This window comes from Dyella kyungheensis, from assembly GCF_049913195.1.
GTDB classification, from domain to species: Bacteria; Pseudomonadota; Gammaproteobacteria; order Xanthomonadales; family Rhodanobacteraceae; genus Dyella; species Dyella kyungheensis.
Genome location: NZ_CP183983.1, coordinates 454,386 through 469,559, shown reverse-complemented (window position 1 = coordinate 469,559; position 15,174 = coordinate 454,386). Strand labels below are relative to the sequence as shown.

Below are 15,174 nucleotides of genomic sequence, written 5' to 3'. Positions count from 1 at the left end.
TTCAAGCGCATTTTCTTGCATCGGCTATGGCTTTCAGACGTCTGCTGCGCGCCCGGATGCCGGCGTATAAATGAGTGCAACAGGGGCGGTTCGATCACTCGCGATGCGTTCATTCGCGAGTACTTCTAGGGCGCTCATGAAAGACACAGCGATGCCGATCATCGACATGGATTGGGCTGCTTTCGATCCATGGCGCATCCAGCCGTTCAAGCACACGTTGACGGATCATCCCCTGCTTCAGACCGATCAGCTGGTGGAGCTGGGCAAGCGTTGCCGGGGCACCAAGCGCTGGTACGCCTTCAGCAGCAACGTCACCGCCGGGACCGACTTCGACGATGCCGCCACGCTGTTTCCGACCAGCAAGTCGGCGGTCGACTCGCTACGCGACATCAGCGCGGCGAAGGCCTGGGTGCTGTTGCGACATATCCAGGCGGACCCGCTCTATCGCGAGCTGGTGGATTCGGTCATCAATCCGATCAAGCCGCAGATCGAGCGGAAGGATCCCGGCCTGTACTACCGGGCAGGCTGGATCTTCTCCGCGTCGCCGAACACGGCCACGCCTTTCCACATCGACCGCAGCCACGTACTGCTGCTGCAGGTGCGCGGCACCAAGACCGTCTACGTCTGGGATCCCGACGATACCGACGTCTGCAGCGAGCGTGCCCGCGACTGCTTCCACCTGCGCCACGACTTGAGCCGGACGCTGTGGCATGACGAGTTCCGGCAGCGGGCCCACGTGTTCGAACTCAGGCCCGGCATGGGCGTCTACATGCCGCTGACCAGTCCGCACATGGTCGAGACCAGCAACGAGGCGTCCACCACCATCAGCTTCACCTACAACACCCACGCCACGCGCAGGAATGCCAAGGTGCATGTGATGCGCGAAATGCTCTACCGGCTCGGCATGACGCCGCCCGATGTCGGCAAGAGCCATGTGTTCGATCACGCTGCGTTGGCCGCCGCTTCGGCCATCGTGGTCTGCCACGGTCCTGGCGGGCATCCACCGGCCTGTCCTTCACTGCGGCGTCGAAGCGAATACGCGGTGGCGGATTGACGGTGCAACGTCAGTCATAGGCCGAAGAGTGGAAGCAGCTTCTAACGATGCGACGCAATTTCATGCGTCGCATCGTTAGAGGGCACTGCTTGGGGTGTTTCAATCGTGTGATCGCGTGGGCGATTCCGCTGAAGGCGCGCTCGAAAGGCCGCAATTTTCAGCGACGCTCATTCCCATCACCGTCATTCCGGCGCAGGCCGGAATCCAGTGGCGACCACGCGAGGTTGTCGCGGCGCCTATCCGTGCTTCCAGGGCCTCGCGAAAACTCGACACAGAGTCCACTGGATTCCGGCCTGCGCCGGAATGACGAAATAGGCGGTCTCGTCGAGATCCGGGGGCTGTCAGGAACGCAACTTGTACCCCGTCCGGAAAATCCACGCGACAGCAAACGCACACAGCAGCAGGAAGCCCAGCGTCATGCCTGCACTAAGCACGACATTGACGTCGGAGTGGCCGTAGAAGCTCCAGCGAAATCCGCTGATCAGGTAGACCACCGGATTGAACAGCGCCACCTTCTGCCAGAACGGCGGCAGCATGCCGATGGAATAGAACGCGCCACCCAGGAAGGTCAGCGGCGTGACCACCATCAGCGGAATCACCTGCAGCTTCTGGAAATCGTCCGCCCACAGGCCGATGATGAAACCGAACAGGCTGAAGGTGACTGCCGTAAGCAGCAGGAACACGATCATCCAGCCCGGATGAAGGATGCTGTATGGCACGAAGAAACGCGCCGTCACCAGGATCAGCAGCCCGAGCATCACGGACTTGGAAGCGGCCGCCCCGACATAGCCAAGCACCGCCTCCACCGGCGACACGGGTGCGGAGAGCAACTCATAGATGGTGCCCGACCACTTCGGCAGATAGATGCCGAACGAGGCATTGGAGATGCTCTCGTTGAGCAGCGACAGCATGATCAAGCCCGGAATGATGAAAGCGCCGTAGCTGGTGCCGCCGATCTCGCCCATGCGCGAACCGATCGCGGTGCCGAACACGATGAAGTACAGCGACGTCGACAACACCGGCGACACGATGCTCTGGGTCAGGGTGCGGAAGGTGCGGGCCATCTCAAAGCGGTAGATGGCGCGAATGGCGGGAAGGTTCATGGCGCACCCCGCACGAGGCTGACGAAGATGTCTTCGAGTGAACTTTCCAATGTATGCAGATCCTTGAAATCCACGCCGCGCTCGGCCAGCTTGCGCAGCAGTTCGGCGATGCCGGTGTCTTCGCTCTGGGCATCGAACGTATAGATCAGTGTGGCGCCGTCGTCGGCCAGCGCCAGACCGGAGGCATCCAGTCCTTCTGGCAGCGCCTGCATCGGCGTCTGCAGCGTGATGGACAGCTGCTTCTTGCCCAGCTTGCGCATCAGCACATCCTTCTCTTCCACCAGGATCAGTTCGCCGCGCGTGATCACGCCTACGCGGTCGGCCATTTCTTCGGCCTCCTCGATGTAGTGCGTGGTGAGAATCACCGTGACACCGGTCTCGCGCAGCTTGCGCACCATCTCCCACATGTCATGGCGCAACTCCACGTCGACGCCGGCCGTGGGTTCGTCCAGGAACAGGATGCTGGGCTCATGCGCCAGCGCCTTGGCGATCAGCACGCGACGCTTCATGCCGCCGGACAAGGTCATGATCTTGGCGTCTTTCTTGTCCCACAGCGACAGATCGCGCAAGACCTTTTCAATGTGAGCGTCGTTCCGCTCGCGGCCGAACAGGCCACGGCTGAAACGCACCGAGGCCCACACCGTCTCGAATGCATCGGTGGACAGCTCTTGCGGCACCAGGCCGATCTTCGAGCGGGTGACGCGATAGTCGCGCTGCACATCGTGGCCATCCACCAGCACGGCGCCGCCGCTGGGCCTGACGATGCCGCAGACGATGCTGATCAGGGTGGTCTTGCCCGCGCCGTTCGGGCCAAGCAGCGCAAAGATCTCACCGCGTCGAATGTCGAGGTCGACGGCCTTCAACGCCTGGAAGCCGCTTTGATAGGTCTTGCTGATCGCTCGGATGGAAACTGCGTTTGGCGTTGAAATAGCCTGGTCGCTCATGAGGTCCCTTGGGTTGAACGCATTCATCCATAGGGATTCTACGCCCGGTATTCAATATCCGCCCGCACAAAGCACAAGGCCCGGCACGATCCCGCGCCGGGCCTCGCTTCCACTATCGCAGGTGAGCGATGTCAATCGTGCGATCGGGCCACCACGCTGCCATCGGTGGGATCGACCAGCACGTTCACCGCGTTGCCGCCGCGGCTCTTGGCATCGGCGCTCCACAGGCCTTCTTCGAACTTCACGTGCTTGACGTTCTGGAAACCGGCCGTGGCCAGCTGTGCGGTCACTTCGTTCTCGTTGAGCTTGGACGGCGCATCGGCGGGATACACCTTGCCGTTCACCGGCCCCACCGCGAGCTTGACCCACTTCTTGTTGCCGCCGCGGGCTTCGCTGCGCCACACGCCATCCTTGAACTTCAGGTCCTTCACTTCCTTGTAGCCGGCGTTGGCGATCGAGGTCTTGATGGCGTCCTCGGTCAAGGCACCCGTGGGCGGCTGGCTCGTCCAGGTGGTGACTGTAGTGGTGGTCTCGGTTGTTTGCGTGGCGCTGGCGGAGCGTGCGGTGGCGGGCATGTCCTGCGCAAACACCGCAGCGGTCATCGACAGTCCTATCAACGTTCCGATCGTTAGGGGCAGTACGCGCTTGATCATGGTGAACACTCCTTCGGTTGGCGCGGCATGGTGTGGCCGGGCCAGCCGACGGACTGTTCAAGTCTGTGTGAACGCGCTCGTGACACTTACGGCCGATTCATCAAGGATCGATTGAAAACGCCTGCGAAATGAATGCATGGCAACGCCAGCGCCCGGCGTCATCATCGCGACGATGCAAATGCAACGGCTTCATCGGTAGGAAGTCGTCGCTGCATTTCGGCGTGCAGGAAGTCGACGAAGCGGCGCACGCGTGGCGGCTGGAATGCGTTGGGGTGATACATCGCGTGGATCGGCGCAGGCGCGGACCACGCGGGAGCGTTGATCAGCTTCAGGCGACCTTCGCGCACATCCGTCGCCACGGCCCACAGCTGGCGATAGGCAAAACCGCGACCCAACACGGCCCAGCGGCGTATCACTTCGCTGTCGGTGCTTTCGTGGTATCGCCGTACCCGCACCACCGTATCGCCCAGCCGCCATTCATTACGTGGGCCCGCGTTGGTGGTGAGCACCAGCGTGGGCAGCTCGGCGAGATCTTCGGGATGTTCGGGCAAGCCATGCGCTTCGATGCAAGCCGGCGATGCGCTCACCACGCGCCAGCTATCGGCCAGATGACGTGCAACCAGCTCGCTGTCCTGCAGTTTCCCCACCCGAATGGCCACATCGATATCGTCGGGCACGAAGCGCGACAACGAATCGGACAAGGTGAGCACGACGCGCACGTCCGGGTGCAAGGTCATGAACTGGTCGAGGATATCCACCAGCAGGTTGCGCCCCAGGTCCGATGGCGAGGACACCCGCAGCGTGCCACTGACGGCGTCGGTGCCGCTGCGCACGGCACGCTCCGCTTCGCGCATGGTCTCGATGGCGACCCGGCACGACGCGATATAGATGCGGCCTTCGTCGGTCAGTCGCAATTGGCGCGTGGTGCGCTCGAACAGACGCGCACCGAGCATCGCCTCGACGCGTTGCACGCAAGCACTGGCAGCGGCAGGCGAGAGTCCCGCCCGACGCCCGGCGGCCGAGAGGCTGCTCAGATCGGCCGCGTCCACGAGGAGCTGCATGTCGCTGAAGCGGTTCATGAGGTCCAGTCCTGACGGCGGGTCACAGGCCGGATCATCTTCAAATGCCATTTGAAGGTCAATAAAGATCCAGGCCTATTATCAAAATGGCGCGGGACGGGGACGATCCCGGACACCCCACTCCACGCAAGGTGTCGCCATGTCCATGTCACACGCCAAACCCGCCCTGCTCGCCTCCGTCCTCGCGCTTTTGCTCAGCTCATCGGTCCTGGCAGCCGCGCCCGCCCAGGACGCGATGATGAAACCTGCCGACCACGGCCCGGTGCCGAAGGAATTGATCGGCGCGTGGACGCTGGTCCGCTGCGACAACGTCTATCCCGATGGACACCGCGTGGAGCTCTATGGCCCCCATCCCGAAGGCATGTGGCTGATCGATGCGCAGGGCGACTACATGATGCAGATCGTGCGCGCCCAGCGCATGCCATTCGCGGCGAACGACAAATCCAAGGGCACGCCTGACGAATACCGCGCCGCGTCGATGGACAGCAACGCGCACTTTGGCCACGTGAGCGCCAGCGGCATGGTCATGCACAGCCAGATCCTGCGCGCATCGTTCCCGAACTGGGACGGCAAGAACGGCGACTCGCATTACACCATCAACGGCGACGAGCTCACCTATACCGTGGCCAAGCCGACCAGCGGCGCCTCCGAAGGCGCGCATGGCGAAGTCGTGTGGCGGCGCGTGCACTCCTGATCACGTCACCTGGAGCCTCGGACATGCCGAGGCCTCACGGAGTGCGATCAGCCATCACGGCATCTGTTCGGCGTCCATCATGGCTTGCTGCAAGTCGGCGTGCGCATCGTCGACCTTGCGCTGGCGGTCGGCGATCTTCTGCGCGCTCTTGCCCTGGTCCTTGGCGGCTTGCAGTTCGTGCTGACGGTCCTGCAGCTTTTCCTGGGCCTTGGCCACCTTTTGCCCGGCCGCACTGCGCAAGGAAGCATCCGTGCAGTGCGTCTTCACCGCGGCAAGTGCCTTCTGCAGCCCCTGCACGCGGGCGGTGTTGCCGTGGTCCTGCGCATAGGCAATCTCGTTTTCGATCGACTGCCGCTTGGCATCGCATCCGCCGGATTGGGCGAGCGCCAGTGCGGGACTGAGGGAGGCCATCAGCAGCAGGAACGAGAGGGACATCTTCATGCGCAACTCCTTTGGGTTGGGGAAACCGGACAGTGAGGCGATGCCTTGCCATGGTCGCGCATTCGCGCCAGGGGTGCATCTTCCTCGCTTCACGGTCGCCAACCCAATGCGCCGGTTATCTCGCCTCGACGCTCACGAGCCTGGCCCGGCTCACGTTGCCGCGCGCCCGCGCATGGAACTTCCACGTCTGACCCGCGCCCAGGTCGTGCACTTCATCCACGGCCTGGCCCACCGCATGCCCCTTGGCATCGAACAACCTGAAACGAACTTTCGCCGTGTGAACCGGTGTGTGGCTGACATTGGTCAAGGTGCCCACGATCTTGTTGCGACCCGGCGTGACATCCCGCTCGACCCGATAGGAGCCGACGCGGACGCGATGTTTCAACGGCCCGCCGGCAACCGCCGTCGACGAGGCCACACACAACAAGAGCAACAGCGATACAGCGGCGGAACGCAGATTCATCGGGCACATCAAGGCATGCAAAAGGGGCGCATAGATTAGACGAAGCGGGCCCGCTTGCAGCCATCGAAAGTGCCACGCAGCGCACGTAGAAGGATGCCCCTCCAAACGGAGCATCCTTCCGCTGCCACCGTTCTGCGTCGCCGCGTTCAACCGCCCTGGATCAGGCGACCGAGCGGAGCGAGTGGGCCGGCCGGGATCAGCTCGAAGGTCATGAAGCCGCCTTCCGTCAGCGGAAGCCGGTCCACCTCGGCCTTGGCCGCCTCCACCGACGCCACGCTCATCAGGAAGATCACGCCGGGCCGGTCCTGGCGAAACCAGAACTGCTCGATCTTGCCGTCGAGGTAAAGCTGCAAGGTATGGGGAACCTCCTTGGGCATGATCTGCTGCTGTTGTTCCGCGGTGGGCGGGCTGGTGATCGTGCCGATAGCGAAAACTTTCATGGGTGATCTCCTCGTTGGGACAAGCATTGCGTTGTGCAACGGGGCGAAATCTAGTCGCCGGGCGGGCAAAGGGGTATTGTCGTAAATGACAACTTTAAAGCCATTTACGCCATGCGCATCGCCATCCTCGCGCTCGAGGGTCTGTTCGACACCGGCCTCACCGTGGCACTGGACGCATTCGCCATCGCCAACCGTTTCTCCGCGCTGCAGATGGGCGGCACGCCGCGCTTCGAGGTGTCGATCGTCGGCGTGCGGAAGAAGGTCCGGACGGGCCAGGGATTTTCGATCCCGGTGCAGGCCATCACGCCGGCACTCAAGCCGGACTGGGTGATCGTGCCCGCGTTGGGCACCGGCACGCCGGAGCTGCTGGTGCCGGCCCTGGCGCGCCCGGATATCCGGCAGGCCAAGGCCCAGTTGCTTGCATGGCATGCCGAGGGCGCGCAGATCGCGGCATCGTGCATCGGCACGTTTGTGGTGGCGGAAGCGGGACTGCTCGATCATCGCGAGGCCACCACGACGTGGTGGCTGGCGCCGCTATTCCGGCAGCGCTACCCGCACGTGCTGCTCGACGAGTCGCGCATGCTGGTGCCCACCGATATCGGCGTGACGGCGGGCGCGGCGATGGGGCATCTCGATCTCACGCTCTGGCTGATCCGCAAAGCCAGCCCGGAGCTGGCCGCGCTGGTGTCGCGCTATCTGCTCGCCGACATTCGCACGACGCAGGCGCTTTACATCATTCCCAATCACCTGGCCCAGGCCGACCCGCTCATTCTCCGTTTTGAACGCTGGGCACGCGATCACCTCAAGCAGGGTTTCTCGTTGCAGCAGGCCGCCGCTGCGTTGGCCACCAGCGCGCGTTCGTTGCAACGCCGTTGCCAGGCCGTGCTGGGCAAGTCGCCGCTGGATTATTTCCAGGACCTTCGCGTCGAACGCGCGCAATCCCTGCTTCACGGCAGCGGCATGGACATCGATGCCATCGCGGCCGAGGTCGGTTACATCGACGGCGCCACCTTGCGCACCCTGCTGCGTCAACGCCTTGGGCGGGGCGTGCGCGAGCTGCGCGCCGATCTGCGCTGACCGGCCCGTTGACGCCAAAAGGTTGTTGATCAACAATAGTTGTATGAAAACAACTATTGGCACCACCGGCCGGCCCGCGGCCCATCCGAACCTCATCCTGGGTATCTGCTGCCTGAGCCTGCTGATGGTGGCGATGGACGTCACCATCGTGAACGTCGCGCTGCCCTCGATCCGGCAAGACCTGCATGCGTCTATCTCGGGGCTGCAATGGGTGATCGATGCCTACACCATGGTGGTGGCGAGCCTGTTGATGCTGGCCGGCTCGATGGCCGACCGGTTCGGGCGGCGCCGCGTCTTCCAGATCGGCATGGCGCTGTTCACGCTGGGCTCGCTGCTGTGCAGCGTGGCGCCCAGTGTCCAGGGCCTGGTCGCCTTTCGCATCCTGCAGGCGCTGGGTGCGACGATGCTCAATCCGGTCGCCATGTCGATCATCGCCAATACCTTCCACGAACCGAAGGAGCGCGCACGCGCCATCGGCGTCTGGGGCGCCGTCGCGGGCATCTCGATGGCATTGGGTCCGGTGATTGGCGGCGCGCTCACCGAGACCATCGGCTGGCGCTCGATCTTCTGGGTCAACCTGCCCGTGGGAATCGCCGCGATGGTGCTGGCTGCGCGCTATATCCCCGAATCCAAGGCACCACGTCCGCGCCGCGTGGATCCGCTCGGGCAGCTGCTAGTGTTCGTCATCCTGGCCACGGTGACCTATGCGGTGATCGAAGGCCCGCATGCAGGCTGGGGTTCGACCACCATCGTCGGCTTGTTCACCACCGCCGCGCTGGCGCTGATCGCCTTGCTTGTCTACGAACCCAGGCGCCATGAGCCGCTGATCGACGTGCGTTTCTTTCGCAGCGCACCCTTCAGCAGCGCCACCCTGATCGCGGTGTGCAGCTTCTCGGCGTTCTCCGGCTTTCTCTTCCTCAATGCGCTGTACTTGCAGGAAGTGCGTGGCCTGTCGGCGTTCCACACCGGCTTGTGCACCTTGCCGCTCGCGCTGGCGACCATGCTTTGCTCGCCGCTCTCCGGGCGGCTGGTGGGTACGCACGGCACGCTTCCCTCGTTGCTGGTTTCCGGCAGCGCCACCATCGTCAGCGCGCTGATCATGACGCAGCTGACGGCCACCACGCCGCTGCCGATCCTGTTGTTCAACTACGCGTTGTTCGGCGTCGGCTTCGGCATGGTGAATGCGCCGATCACCAATACGGCGGTGTCGGGCATGCCCAAGGCCCAGTCGGGGCTGGCGGCAGCGGTGGCTTCCACCAGCCGGCAGATCGGTGCGTCGCTGGGCGTGGCCCTTGCCGGTACCATCCTGGGTACGCACATTCACAGCGGTTTTGCGGAAGCCTCGCATCCGTTCTGGTGGCTGGTGAGCGGCGGCGGCGTTACCGTACTGCTGTTGGCCTGTCTGTCCAACACGCGCTGGGCGCGCGACACCACCCGCCACGCGGCGCACCTGCTGGAAGAAGCACCAACCGGAGCGACAGCTTGACCAAAGATGCAAACAGCAACAAGGAAGCCGACAGCATCTGGCAGGTGCTGGTGGCGATGGTGTGGGAAACCCGCGGCGAATGGCGCCGGAAAGTGAGCGTGGCCACCGGCCTCCCCTTCAGCCGCGTGCGCGTCTTGAAGCGGCTCCTCGATGCGCCGCTCACCTTGAAGCAGCTTGCCGATATGACCGATAGCGACGCGCCGGCCACCACGGTCGCCGTCAACGCCCTTGAGGATCGCGGCCTGGTCGAGCGCCATCCGCATCCGGACAACCGGCGCGCAAAACTCGTCTCGATCACACCGGCGGGCCGCAAGCTGGTCGATTTGGCTCACCGCTCGGTACGCGATGAAGCGCCCACCGCCGTGCGGGAGCTTTCCAAAACCGATCTCGCGCACCTCCGCCGGATCATCGAACGAATCAATCGCCAGTAAGCGCGGCTATCCCAGCAGATAGCGAGTGACAAGGCGAGTGGCCTCGTCGATAAGCTTGTCCATCCGTTCGTCCGGCATCGCCTTCGCGTGATGCAGGACCGCGTTGTGCGTCAACGCCTCGATGGTCGTCACGCAGGCGAACGACGCCAGCTCCAGATCATCGACGCGCACCTCGTCCCGATGGTTCTCCAGGTACGCGCGGAACAGCGTGAAATTCTCGCGATTGAACGTCGCCAGCTTCTCCAGCTCACCCACGCGCGGAAGCTGCTCCGCCACCACGCGATGCAGCCTGGGGTCGACGCGGTGCGCCCGCACGGCGACTTCGACCAGCATGCGCACGGCTTTCTCCACCGGCTGGGCCAGCACATCCGCAAGTTCGCCCCGCACCGTCTGCGTGATCTCCTCTTGATGGCGCTCGACTACGGCGGCGACCAACGCCTCCTTGGTGGGGAAATATTGATAGAGCGAGCCGACGCTCACGCCCGCCACCTCGGCGATGTGGTTGGTGCTGGCTTTGTCGAAGCCTTCCTTGACCAGAATGCGAGCGGTCGCTTCCACCAACGCGTCGACGGTGGCCCGCGAGCGCTCCTGCGAGGCGGTTTTCCGGGGCTTGGTGAGTGGTTTTCGCGTCATCTTGATGCGCCACCAATGCGAGTACCGAAAGCGAATAATCGCTCATATTCTTGGTGTTGTGTACTTGCACGCAGTGACAGTCTTCAGGAGACGGGATATGCACGACACCACACAACGATTATTCCACTACAAGGCCTGGGCGAACGACGCGCTATTGACCGCGTTGGCGAAGCTCGACGCCAGTTCCCAAATCACCGGTCTGGCGATCAAGGCCTTGAGCCACAGCTATATCGTCGACCGCATCTTCGCCGCACACCTGCGCCGAACGCCTCACGCCTACCCGTCGGCGAACGCGAACGAGCTGCCGACATTGGTGCAGCTATCCGACGAGATCAGGCGCAGTGATCGGGAGTACGTCGATTACGTCGCGGCACTCGACCGCGATCAACTTGAAGAACGCATCGACTTCACTTTCACGGACGGCGCCCCGGGCCGCATGTCGCGCGAGGAGATGCTGATGCATGTGATTACCCATGGCATCGGTCATCGCGGCCAGGTCAGCGCGCTCATGCTGCTCAATGCGCTGCCGCCGGCAAAGGATGGCTTCACCACCTATCTGCACGAGTCGGAGCCGGCTTCGAGAGGGCGAGCGGCTGCGTGAATGCACGCGAGTGGCGCCAGGGACGTCGTGTGCCCGCATCGCCTAACCCTACAAGCTGCGCCGGTCGCTTGAGGCTGTCGATCCCACCTTGGTATCGGTTCTCGCGCGCCGGCGTGTGTGTCGCACCGGGAGAGGCGACAGCCGACACCTTCGTCTTATGGATTTGCCCAGCCTATTGGTTTGTCATCGCAGACCAGGGGATTGCCATCGGCAAGCTCCCTGCGGAAGCGCTGCGTCGCGGCGGGATCCCGCAGGGCTGGCGTTGTCGTGCAGCAGTGCTGCGCGAACAACATGCTAGTCCACGACCGAGGATCAGCCATGAAGCGTCCAAGCAAGCTCACCATCGCGATAGCTGCCGCCGTGCTCGCCGTCCTGGCCGGAACGGCGCTCTATGCGCAGGACAAGGGCAAGGCCGGCGCCCGCAGCGCCGACAAATACACGCTGGTATCACCCAGCGGTATTCCGTTCTCCGACTTCAAGGGCTATGAAGACTGGTCGGTCGTTTCTTCCGCGCGAACCGACGAAGTGCTGAAGGTGATCGTCGCCAACCCGATCATGATCAACGCCTATAAATCCGGCATCCCGGGCAATGGCAAGCCCTTCCCCGACGGCTCCAAGATCGCCAAGCTGCAGTGGAAGTTCAAGAAGAGCACGGAGGCGCCGTTTGTGGTGGACGTGCCCGACGTATTCACCCAGGCCTTCCTGATCGAGAAGGACAGCAAGAAATACCCCAAGAGCGGTGGCTGGGGGTACGCCCTGTTCGACTACGATGCACCCACCGACATGTTCACGGCCGACCCGACCGGCGTCTCCGATTGCGGCCATGCATGCCACGTCAAAGTGGCAGCAAAGGACCACATCTTCCATCCCTACCAGAAGCGTTGATCGGGACCGGCCGCCGCGTCACACGGTGCGGTGCGCCAGCGCGTAATCGACCGCCGCACGCACCGCCGCCACCTGGGCATCGTTGCATTGCTGCGGCGTGGCGCGCGGGCTGTCCGGGTAGACCTCGGTAGTGGTGGCGTAGCGTGCGTTGGTGATGCCGGCGCACAGACTCCACTGCTTCACCGGAAACTTGATCACGCCCGGCAACAGCAAGGGCGAGCCGATGATTTCGCCGCGGGCGTCGGCATCCGCGATATGCGTGACCTTCGCCACCGCTTCGATGACTGCCTGCTGGAATTCGGGCTGCGGACGATCGGCGTCGTCGACCAGGTAGAACCCATCGGGAACCTCGCCCGGTTCGAATGCCTTGCCGTCGCGCGCGGCCAGCGCCGGGCGGAACTCCGACTCGTCGGAGTCGGTGGTTTCGTGCAGATCGATATGCATCAGCACGACATCGCGCAACGGCTCCAACAGGTTCATCAACGCAGCCGACTCGCCCGCCGGACTGTCCTTGCGGAAATTGCGGTTCGGATCGAGCGCGTCGGGATTCCAGCGATTGATCCGCTCGTAGGCCCAGGGACTCACACAGGGCACCACCAACAGGTTGGCGCGACCGGCATAGTCGTGACCATGCTGTTGCACGAACTGCAACGCGCCATACACGCCACTGGTTTCATACCCGTGCACACCGCCTGTCACCAGCAACACCGGCAGATCCTCGCGCCAGTCGCGGCTGCGAAGGGAGACCAGCGGATAGTGCTCATCGCCATAATCGAGCGCACCATACTCGACCACATCGAACTGCTCGCGCAGCGGTTCGATGGCGCGCAGCACATCGTCCGCGTAGCTACGCTGCTTGACTCGCAGCGCGCGCCATTGCGCCAGTTCCGCCGCGCCCCAGGGCTGTCCGGGTGTACCGATGGGATAGAAAGCGTCGCTGCTCATGCTTGAAAACCGCGATGGTGGGATCGGCGTACTTTAGCATTCGGAGGACGGGCCAGCGGCAGCACGCTGGCCGGCATCGCTGCTCACAAAGGGGGCGAGCACCACTACGGCAGCCTGAACTTGCGCGTGGCACGCAGCGGCCAGATGGACGTGAACTGGGTTCCACCTGCCACACGAAAAGCCGCGGAAACCCCACTCAGAATACCCAACTCCTCCAGCACGTCCTTCACGCGTCGAAAGGAATGGCGCGGGTCGGACGCGAGCATGAAAAGATTGATCTCTTTCGGGCTCACATCGTAGCCCTCCAGCTCGACCGTCTTGCCCAAGACTTCCTTCAGCCGTCCCTCGATCGTTGCGAGGAAGGCCTCGTCGGCCAGAGACTTGCGCCAGAACTTGATGACGAGTTGATATTCCATCGGGCGATTGTAGGCCCAATTGGCAACGCTTCCGCTGAAAGGCCCCAAGCGAATCCCAAACTGACGCAACCCGGCCAACCCATGTCCGCTCACAAGCAAACGGGACGGAAGCAGTGAACTCGAACAATGGAGCTGGGACCTAACCGCCTCCGTCCCGTTTGTCGTGCGCTTGCCCTCAATCAACGAGAGGACGATAGGCGGATCGCAGGCTTCGCTCTTTCCAGATCGTATCGGGCCTGAAGCGCCAGCCAGTAAAAGGCGGTGGTGTCGAAGACGAGGGATAGGCGCAGCGCGGTCTTGGGGGTAATGGGGTGGGTGTCGGCGATGAAGGCTTTGATGTGATCGGAGGGGACGCCGGATCGACGGGCCAGTTGGGCGGGGTTGAGCGCGCTTGGGATCAGGTAGGCGTGCAGCAGGATGTCGCCGGGGGCTCGGAGGGGTTGCGAGGGGTCTACTTCCGAGTGCGGAGTGAGTTGGATCAGTTCCATGGGTATTCCTCCCTGTCGGACACGGCCGCGCAGCGGCTCAGCGCTTACAGCGCTCCGTGTCAGTGAATGCTTGGCAGCTTCGTCGGTGATCGCCCGAGTGCAGCGCATCGCCATGCCGGCCGATGCGCTGCAATGGCGATCATCGGAGGCGTGGTGTGTTCACTCGTGGCTCGTTACCGAGCAGGCGGGCGTATTGCTGGAGGCGCTGGATCGCCGTACCCAGGCTGGCCGTGACGGCCACGGGAAGCGGCCAGGGCAGCGGTCTGCCGGGGAATCCCCGTGCCCGCGCGTGGCGGCACTGCTCGCTGTCGAGGCGCAAGCGCGTGAGGGCGAGCACCGCCAGGGCGATGTCGCCGCGAGTGCCATGGCGCGGGGTTTCGGGCCATGCCACAGACGTGGATGGCGGGTCGCCGGGCGGAGGAGTGAGGGTGTCGTCGGGGGGAACGGACGAGCGAATGCGTACCGTATGATCGCGGATAGCCATGATCAACTCTCTCGTAGTTGGTGATGGTTAGCGGGTCGTGGGTGTAGCAAGCACTCACGGCCCGCGCCTCATGACTTGGTAGTCATGGTCATTCGCGAGGCCCTACAACACGACAGCGCGAATGACTGGCTGACCCTAACAAGCAGGGTTGTCATCGTCTGTCAGGGTTGGGCGAGATGGATGTCCGCGTGACCGCAGGCGAGTGTGAGGGCTGAGCAGCAGCGAACGGAACGGAAATAGCCGATTCGAACAATGGCGGTGCGATCTAACCACCCCCGGCCCGCTCTTCCGACGATGACCTGTCGGCATCCTCCAGGCGACGGCGCCAAAAGCGTTTTTCCACACTACGGACGTTTGGATGGATAGCCAACTCTTCTAAGTATCGCCTTAGATGAGGCAGCTCATCATCGTCCAAGCTACCGTGATAGGGCGATACCGCGACCAGGTTACCGTAACTTCGGGCGTACTTTTCAGGGTTGTCGTCAACCGCAAGGACTCTCCGCAAGTCAAAGCCACGGCGCCTAACCTTGTGTAGTGGCTTCGAATCCCACCAGACATCTCGTTCAAAGTCGCGGCGTGGCGTGCATCTGTTTCTTGCCCACACAAACTCAAGCTTCGACAGGTCTTCAAACAAAAGGCTTGTGACAATCTCCGCATACTTCGGCGAAGACGATGTCCACACGGCCACCTTGAACGTCGTCAGCGCCCAATCAAGGAACTCGCCAACTCCTGGCCGAAGATAGAGGGCATAGGGCGGAATCTCGAAGTCCGGGGCGCGCGGCAACGGTACGTCGGTTGCATGAACCAACGTTTCGTCCAGATCGAGTATCAATAAGTGCTGTTGATCCACGCCGCCT

Annotated in this window: 20 protein-coding genes; 7 read left to right on the top strand and 13 right to left on the bottom strand. The window is 63.1% G+C overall.

All coding sequences use genetic code 11. The features are described 5' to 3' along the window. Positions 1-151: 151 nt before the first annotated feature. Entirely contained in the window at positions 152-1,054 is a 903-nt protein-coding gene (locus ACN9MB_RS01895; RefSeq protein WP_204638082.1) for a cupin-like domain-containing protein, read from the top strand. A gap of 341 nt (positions 1,055-1,395) precedes the next feature. Here ACN9MB_RS01895 and ACN9MB_RS01890 read toward each other — a convergent pair whose 3' ends face one another. From ACN9MB_RS01890 to ACN9MB_RS01875, 4 genes are all read right to left on the bottom strand, one after another. Continuing rightward, positions 1,396-2,157 (bottom strand): ABC transporter permease, encoded by a 762-nt coding sequence (locus ACN9MB_RS01890; RefSeq protein ID WP_426270587.1) that lies wholly within the window; start codon positions 2,155-2,157, stop codon positions 1,396-1,398. After that, on the bottom strand, positions 2,154-3,101 hold the full coding sequence (locus ACN9MB_RS01885; protein ID WP_426270586.1) for an ABC transporter ATP-binding protein: 948 nt from the start codon (positions 3,099-3,101) through the stop codon (positions 2,154-2,156). The genes ACN9MB_RS01890 and ACN9MB_RS01885 overlap by 4 nt, the downstream gene beginning before the upstream one ends. Positions 3,102-3,232: 131 nt before the next feature. Then, positions 3,233-3,754 carry a PepSY domain-containing protein gene (locus ACN9MB_RS01880; protein WP_204638079.1) on the bottom strand — a complete coding sequence of 174 codons (522 nt, stop codon included), beginning with the start codon at positions 3,752-3,754 and terminating at the stop codon, positions 3,233-3,235. Positions 3,755-3,915: 161 nt separating this feature from the next. Further along, the gene (locus tag ACN9MB_RS01875) at positions 3,916-4,833 is read right to left on the bottom strand and encodes a LysR family transcriptional regulator (RefSeq protein ID WP_426270585.1); all 918 of its coding nucleotides are present in this window, start codon (positions 4,831-4,833) and stop codon (positions 3,916-3,918) included. Between the two features lie 139 nt (positions 4,834-4,972). On the opposite strand from ACN9MB_RS01875, the gene ACN9MB_RS01870 reads away from it, so the two are divergent. After that, positions 4,973-5,527 (top strand): lipocalin-like domain-containing protein, encoded by a 555-nt coding sequence (locus ACN9MB_RS01870; RefSeq protein WP_204638077.1) that lies wholly within the window; start codon positions 4,973-4,975, stop codon positions 5,525-5,527. 54 nt (positions 5,528-5,581) lie between these two features. On the opposite strand, the gene ACN9MB_RS01865 is transcribed toward ACN9MB_RS01870, so the two are convergent. The 3 genes from ACN9MB_RS01865 to ACN9MB_RS01855 all read right to left on the bottom strand — a co-directional run bounded on the left by ACN9MB_RS01865 (position 5,582) and on the right by ACN9MB_RS01855 (position 6,871). Further along, on the bottom strand, positions 5,582-5,968 hold the full coding sequence (locus ACN9MB_RS01865) for a DUF1090 domain-containing protein (RefSeq protein WP_426270584.1): 387 nt from the start codon (positions 5,966-5,968) through the stop codon (positions 5,582-5,584). 115 nt (positions 5,969-6,083) lie between these two features. After that, positions 6,084-6,431 carry an FxLYD domain-containing protein gene (locus tag ACN9MB_RS01860; protein ID WP_426270583.1) on the bottom strand — a complete coding sequence of 116 codons (348 nt, stop codon included), beginning with the start codon at positions 6,429-6,431 and terminating at the stop codon, positions 6,084-6,086. A 146-nt stretch (positions 6,432-6,577) separates the two neighbouring features. Further along, positions 6,578-6,871 carry a superoxide dismutase gene (locus ACN9MB_RS01855; protein WP_204638074.1) on the bottom strand — a complete coding sequence of 98 codons (294 nt, stop codon included), beginning with the start codon at positions 6,869-6,871 and terminating at the stop codon, positions 6,578-6,580. Between the two features lie 111 nt (positions 6,872-6,982). Between ACN9MB_RS01855 and ACN9MB_RS01850 the strand changes: the two genes are divergently transcribed. Genes ACN9MB_RS01850 through ACN9MB_RS01840 form a run of 3 tightly spaced genes read left to right on the top strand, consistent with a single transcriptional unit; the run spans position 6,983 to position 9,865 of the window. Further along, complete coding sequence (locus ACN9MB_RS01850) at positions 6,983-7,948, top strand: GlxA family transcriptional regulator (protein WP_426270582.1); 966 nt, start codon at positions 6,983-6,985, stop codon at positions 7,946-7,948. Between the two features lie 43 nt (positions 7,949-7,991). Then, positions 7,992-9,434 carry an MFS transporter gene (locus ACN9MB_RS01845; RefSeq protein WP_426270581.1) on the top strand — a complete coding sequence of 481 codons (1,443 nt, stop codon included), beginning with the start codon at positions 7,992-7,994 and terminating at the stop codon, positions 9,432-9,434. Continuing rightward, positions 9,431-9,865, top strand: coding sequence for a MarR family winged helix-turn-helix transcriptional regulator (locus tag ACN9MB_RS01840; protein ID WP_426270580.1), 435 nt, complete (start codon positions 9,431-9,433; stop codon positions 9,863-9,865). Before ACN9MB_RS01845 ends, ACN9MB_RS01840 begins: the two co-directional genes overlap by 4 nt. 6 nt (positions 9,866-9,871) lie before the next feature. On the opposite strand, the gene ACN9MB_RS01835 is transcribed toward ACN9MB_RS01840, so the two are convergent. Then, entirely contained in the window at positions 9,872-10,498 is a 627-nt protein-coding gene (locus ACN9MB_RS01835) for a TetR/AcrR family transcriptional regulator (RefSeq protein WP_426270579.1), read from the bottom strand. Positions 10,499-10,595: 97 nt separating this feature from the next. On the opposite strand from ACN9MB_RS01835, the gene ACN9MB_RS01830 reads away from it, so the two are divergent. After that, complete coding sequence (locus tag ACN9MB_RS01830) at positions 10,596-11,099, top strand: DinB family protein (protein ID WP_426270578.1); 504 nt, start codon at positions 10,596-10,598, stop codon at positions 11,097-11,099. 318 nt (positions 11,100-11,417) lie between these two features. After that, positions 11,418-11,984 carry a cytochrome P460 family protein gene (locus ACN9MB_RS01825; RefSeq protein ID WP_204638056.1) on the top strand — a complete coding sequence of 189 codons (567 nt, stop codon included), beginning with the start codon at positions 11,418-11,420 and terminating at the stop codon, positions 11,982-11,984. Positions 11,985-12,002: 18 nt separating this feature from the next. Here ACN9MB_RS01825 and ACN9MB_RS01820 read toward each other — a convergent pair whose 3' ends face one another. The 5 genes from ACN9MB_RS01820 to ACN9MB_RS01800 form a co-directional block, all read right to left on the bottom strand. Further along, complete coding sequence (locus tag ACN9MB_RS01820) at positions 12,003-12,929, bottom strand: M14 family metallopeptidase (RefSeq protein WP_426270577.1); 927 nt, start codon at positions 12,927-12,929, stop codon at positions 12,003-12,005. A gap of 104 nt (positions 12,930-13,033) precedes the next feature. Next, entirely contained in the window at positions 13,034-13,345 is a 312-nt protein-coding gene (locus tag ACN9MB_RS01815; RefSeq protein WP_204638053.1) for a hypothetical protein, read from the bottom strand. A gap of 179 nt (positions 13,346-13,524) precedes the next feature. Further along, positions 13,525-13,833 carry a HigA family addiction module antitoxin gene (locus ACN9MB_RS01810; protein WP_426270576.1) on the bottom strand — a complete coding sequence of 103 codons (309 nt, stop codon included), beginning with the start codon at positions 13,831-13,833 and terminating at the stop codon, positions 13,525-13,527. 139 nt (positions 13,834-13,972) lie between these two features. Next, positions 13,973-14,317, bottom strand: a complete 345-nt coding sequence (locus tag ACN9MB_RS01805; protein WP_426270575.1) for a hypothetical protein — start codon at positions 14,315-14,317, stop codon at positions 13,973-13,975. A gap of 265 nt (positions 14,318-14,582) precedes the next feature. Further along, a complete protein-coding gene (locus ACN9MB_RS01800) occupies positions 14,583-15,167 on the bottom strand; it encodes an NIF family HAD-type phosphatase (RefSeq protein ID WP_426270574.1) in 585 nt (194 codons plus the stop codon). Positions 15,168-15,174: the final 7 nt, after the last annotated feature.

Excerpts from the sequence above, each read along its gene's own strand:
- ACN9MB_RS01895 (WP_204638082.1), top strand. The coding sequence starts at position 152 with ATGCCGATCATCGACATGGATTGGGCTGCTTTCGATCCATGGCGCATC.
- ACN9MB_RS01890 (WP_426270587.1), bottom strand. The coding sequence starts at position 2,157 with ATGAACCTTCCCGCCATTCGCGCCATCTACCGCTTTGAGATGGCCCGC.
- ACN9MB_RS01885 (WP_426270586.1), bottom strand. The coding sequence starts at position 3,101 with ATGAGCGACCAGGCTATTTCAACGCCAAACGCAGTTTCCATCCGAGCG.
- ACN9MB_RS01880 (WP_204638079.1), bottom strand. The coding sequence starts at position 3,754 with ATGATCAAGCGCGTACTGCCCCTAACGATCGGAACGTTGATAGGACTG.
- ACN9MB_RS01875 (WP_426270585.1), bottom strand. The coding sequence starts at position 4,833 with ATGAACCGCTTCAGCGACATGCAGCTCCTCGTGGACGCGGCCGATCTG.
- ACN9MB_RS01870 (WP_204638077.1), top strand. The coding sequence starts at position 4,973 with ATGTCCATGTCACACGCCAAACCCGCCCTGCTCGCCTCCGTCCTCGCG.
- ACN9MB_RS01865 (WP_426270584.1), bottom strand. The coding sequence starts at position 5,968 with ATGAAGATGTCCCTCTCGTTCCTGCTGCTGATGGCCTCCCTCAGTCCC.
- ACN9MB_RS01860 (WP_426270583.1), bottom strand. The coding sequence starts at position 6,431 with ATGAATCTGCGTTCCGCCGCTGTATCGCTGTTGCTCTTGTTGTGTGTG.
- ACN9MB_RS01855 (WP_204638074.1), bottom strand. The coding sequence starts at position 6,871 with ATGAAAGTTTTCGCTATCGGCACGATCACCAGCCCGCCCACCGCGGAA.
- ACN9MB_RS01850 (WP_426270582.1), top strand. The coding sequence starts at position 6,983 with ATGCGCATCGCCATCCTCGCGCTCGAGGGTCTGTTCGACACCGGCCTC.
- ACN9MB_RS01845 (WP_426270581.1), top strand. The coding sequence starts at position 7,992 with ATGAAAACAACTATTGGCACCACCGGCCGGCCCGCGGCCCATCCGAAC.
- ACN9MB_RS01835 (WP_426270579.1), bottom strand. The coding sequence starts at position 10,498 with ATGACGCGAAAACCACTCACCAAGCCCCGGAAAACCGCCTCGCAGGAG.
- ACN9MB_RS01830 (WP_426270578.1), top strand. The coding sequence starts at position 10,596 with ATGCACGACACCACACAACGATTATTCCACTACAAGGCCTGGGCGAAC.
- ACN9MB_RS01825 (WP_204638056.1), top strand. The coding sequence starts at position 11,418 with ATGAAGCGTCCAAGCAAGCTCACCATCGCGATAGCTGCCGCCGTGCTC.
- ACN9MB_RS01820 (WP_426270577.1), bottom strand. The coding sequence starts at position 12,929 with ATGAGCAGCGACGCTTTCTATCCCATCGGTACACCCGGACAGCCCTGG.
- ACN9MB_RS01815 (WP_204638053.1), bottom strand. The coding sequence starts at position 13,345 with ATGGAATATCAACTCGTCATCAAGTTCTGGCGCAAGTCTCTGGCCGAC.
- ACN9MB_RS01810 (WP_426270576.1), bottom strand. The coding sequence starts at position 13,833 with ATGGAACTGATCCAACTCACTCCGCACTCGGAAGTAGACCCCTCGCAA.
- ACN9MB_RS01805 (WP_426270575.1), bottom strand. The coding sequence starts at position 14,317 with ATGGCTATCCGCGATCATACGGTACGCATTCGCTCGTCCGTTCCCCCC.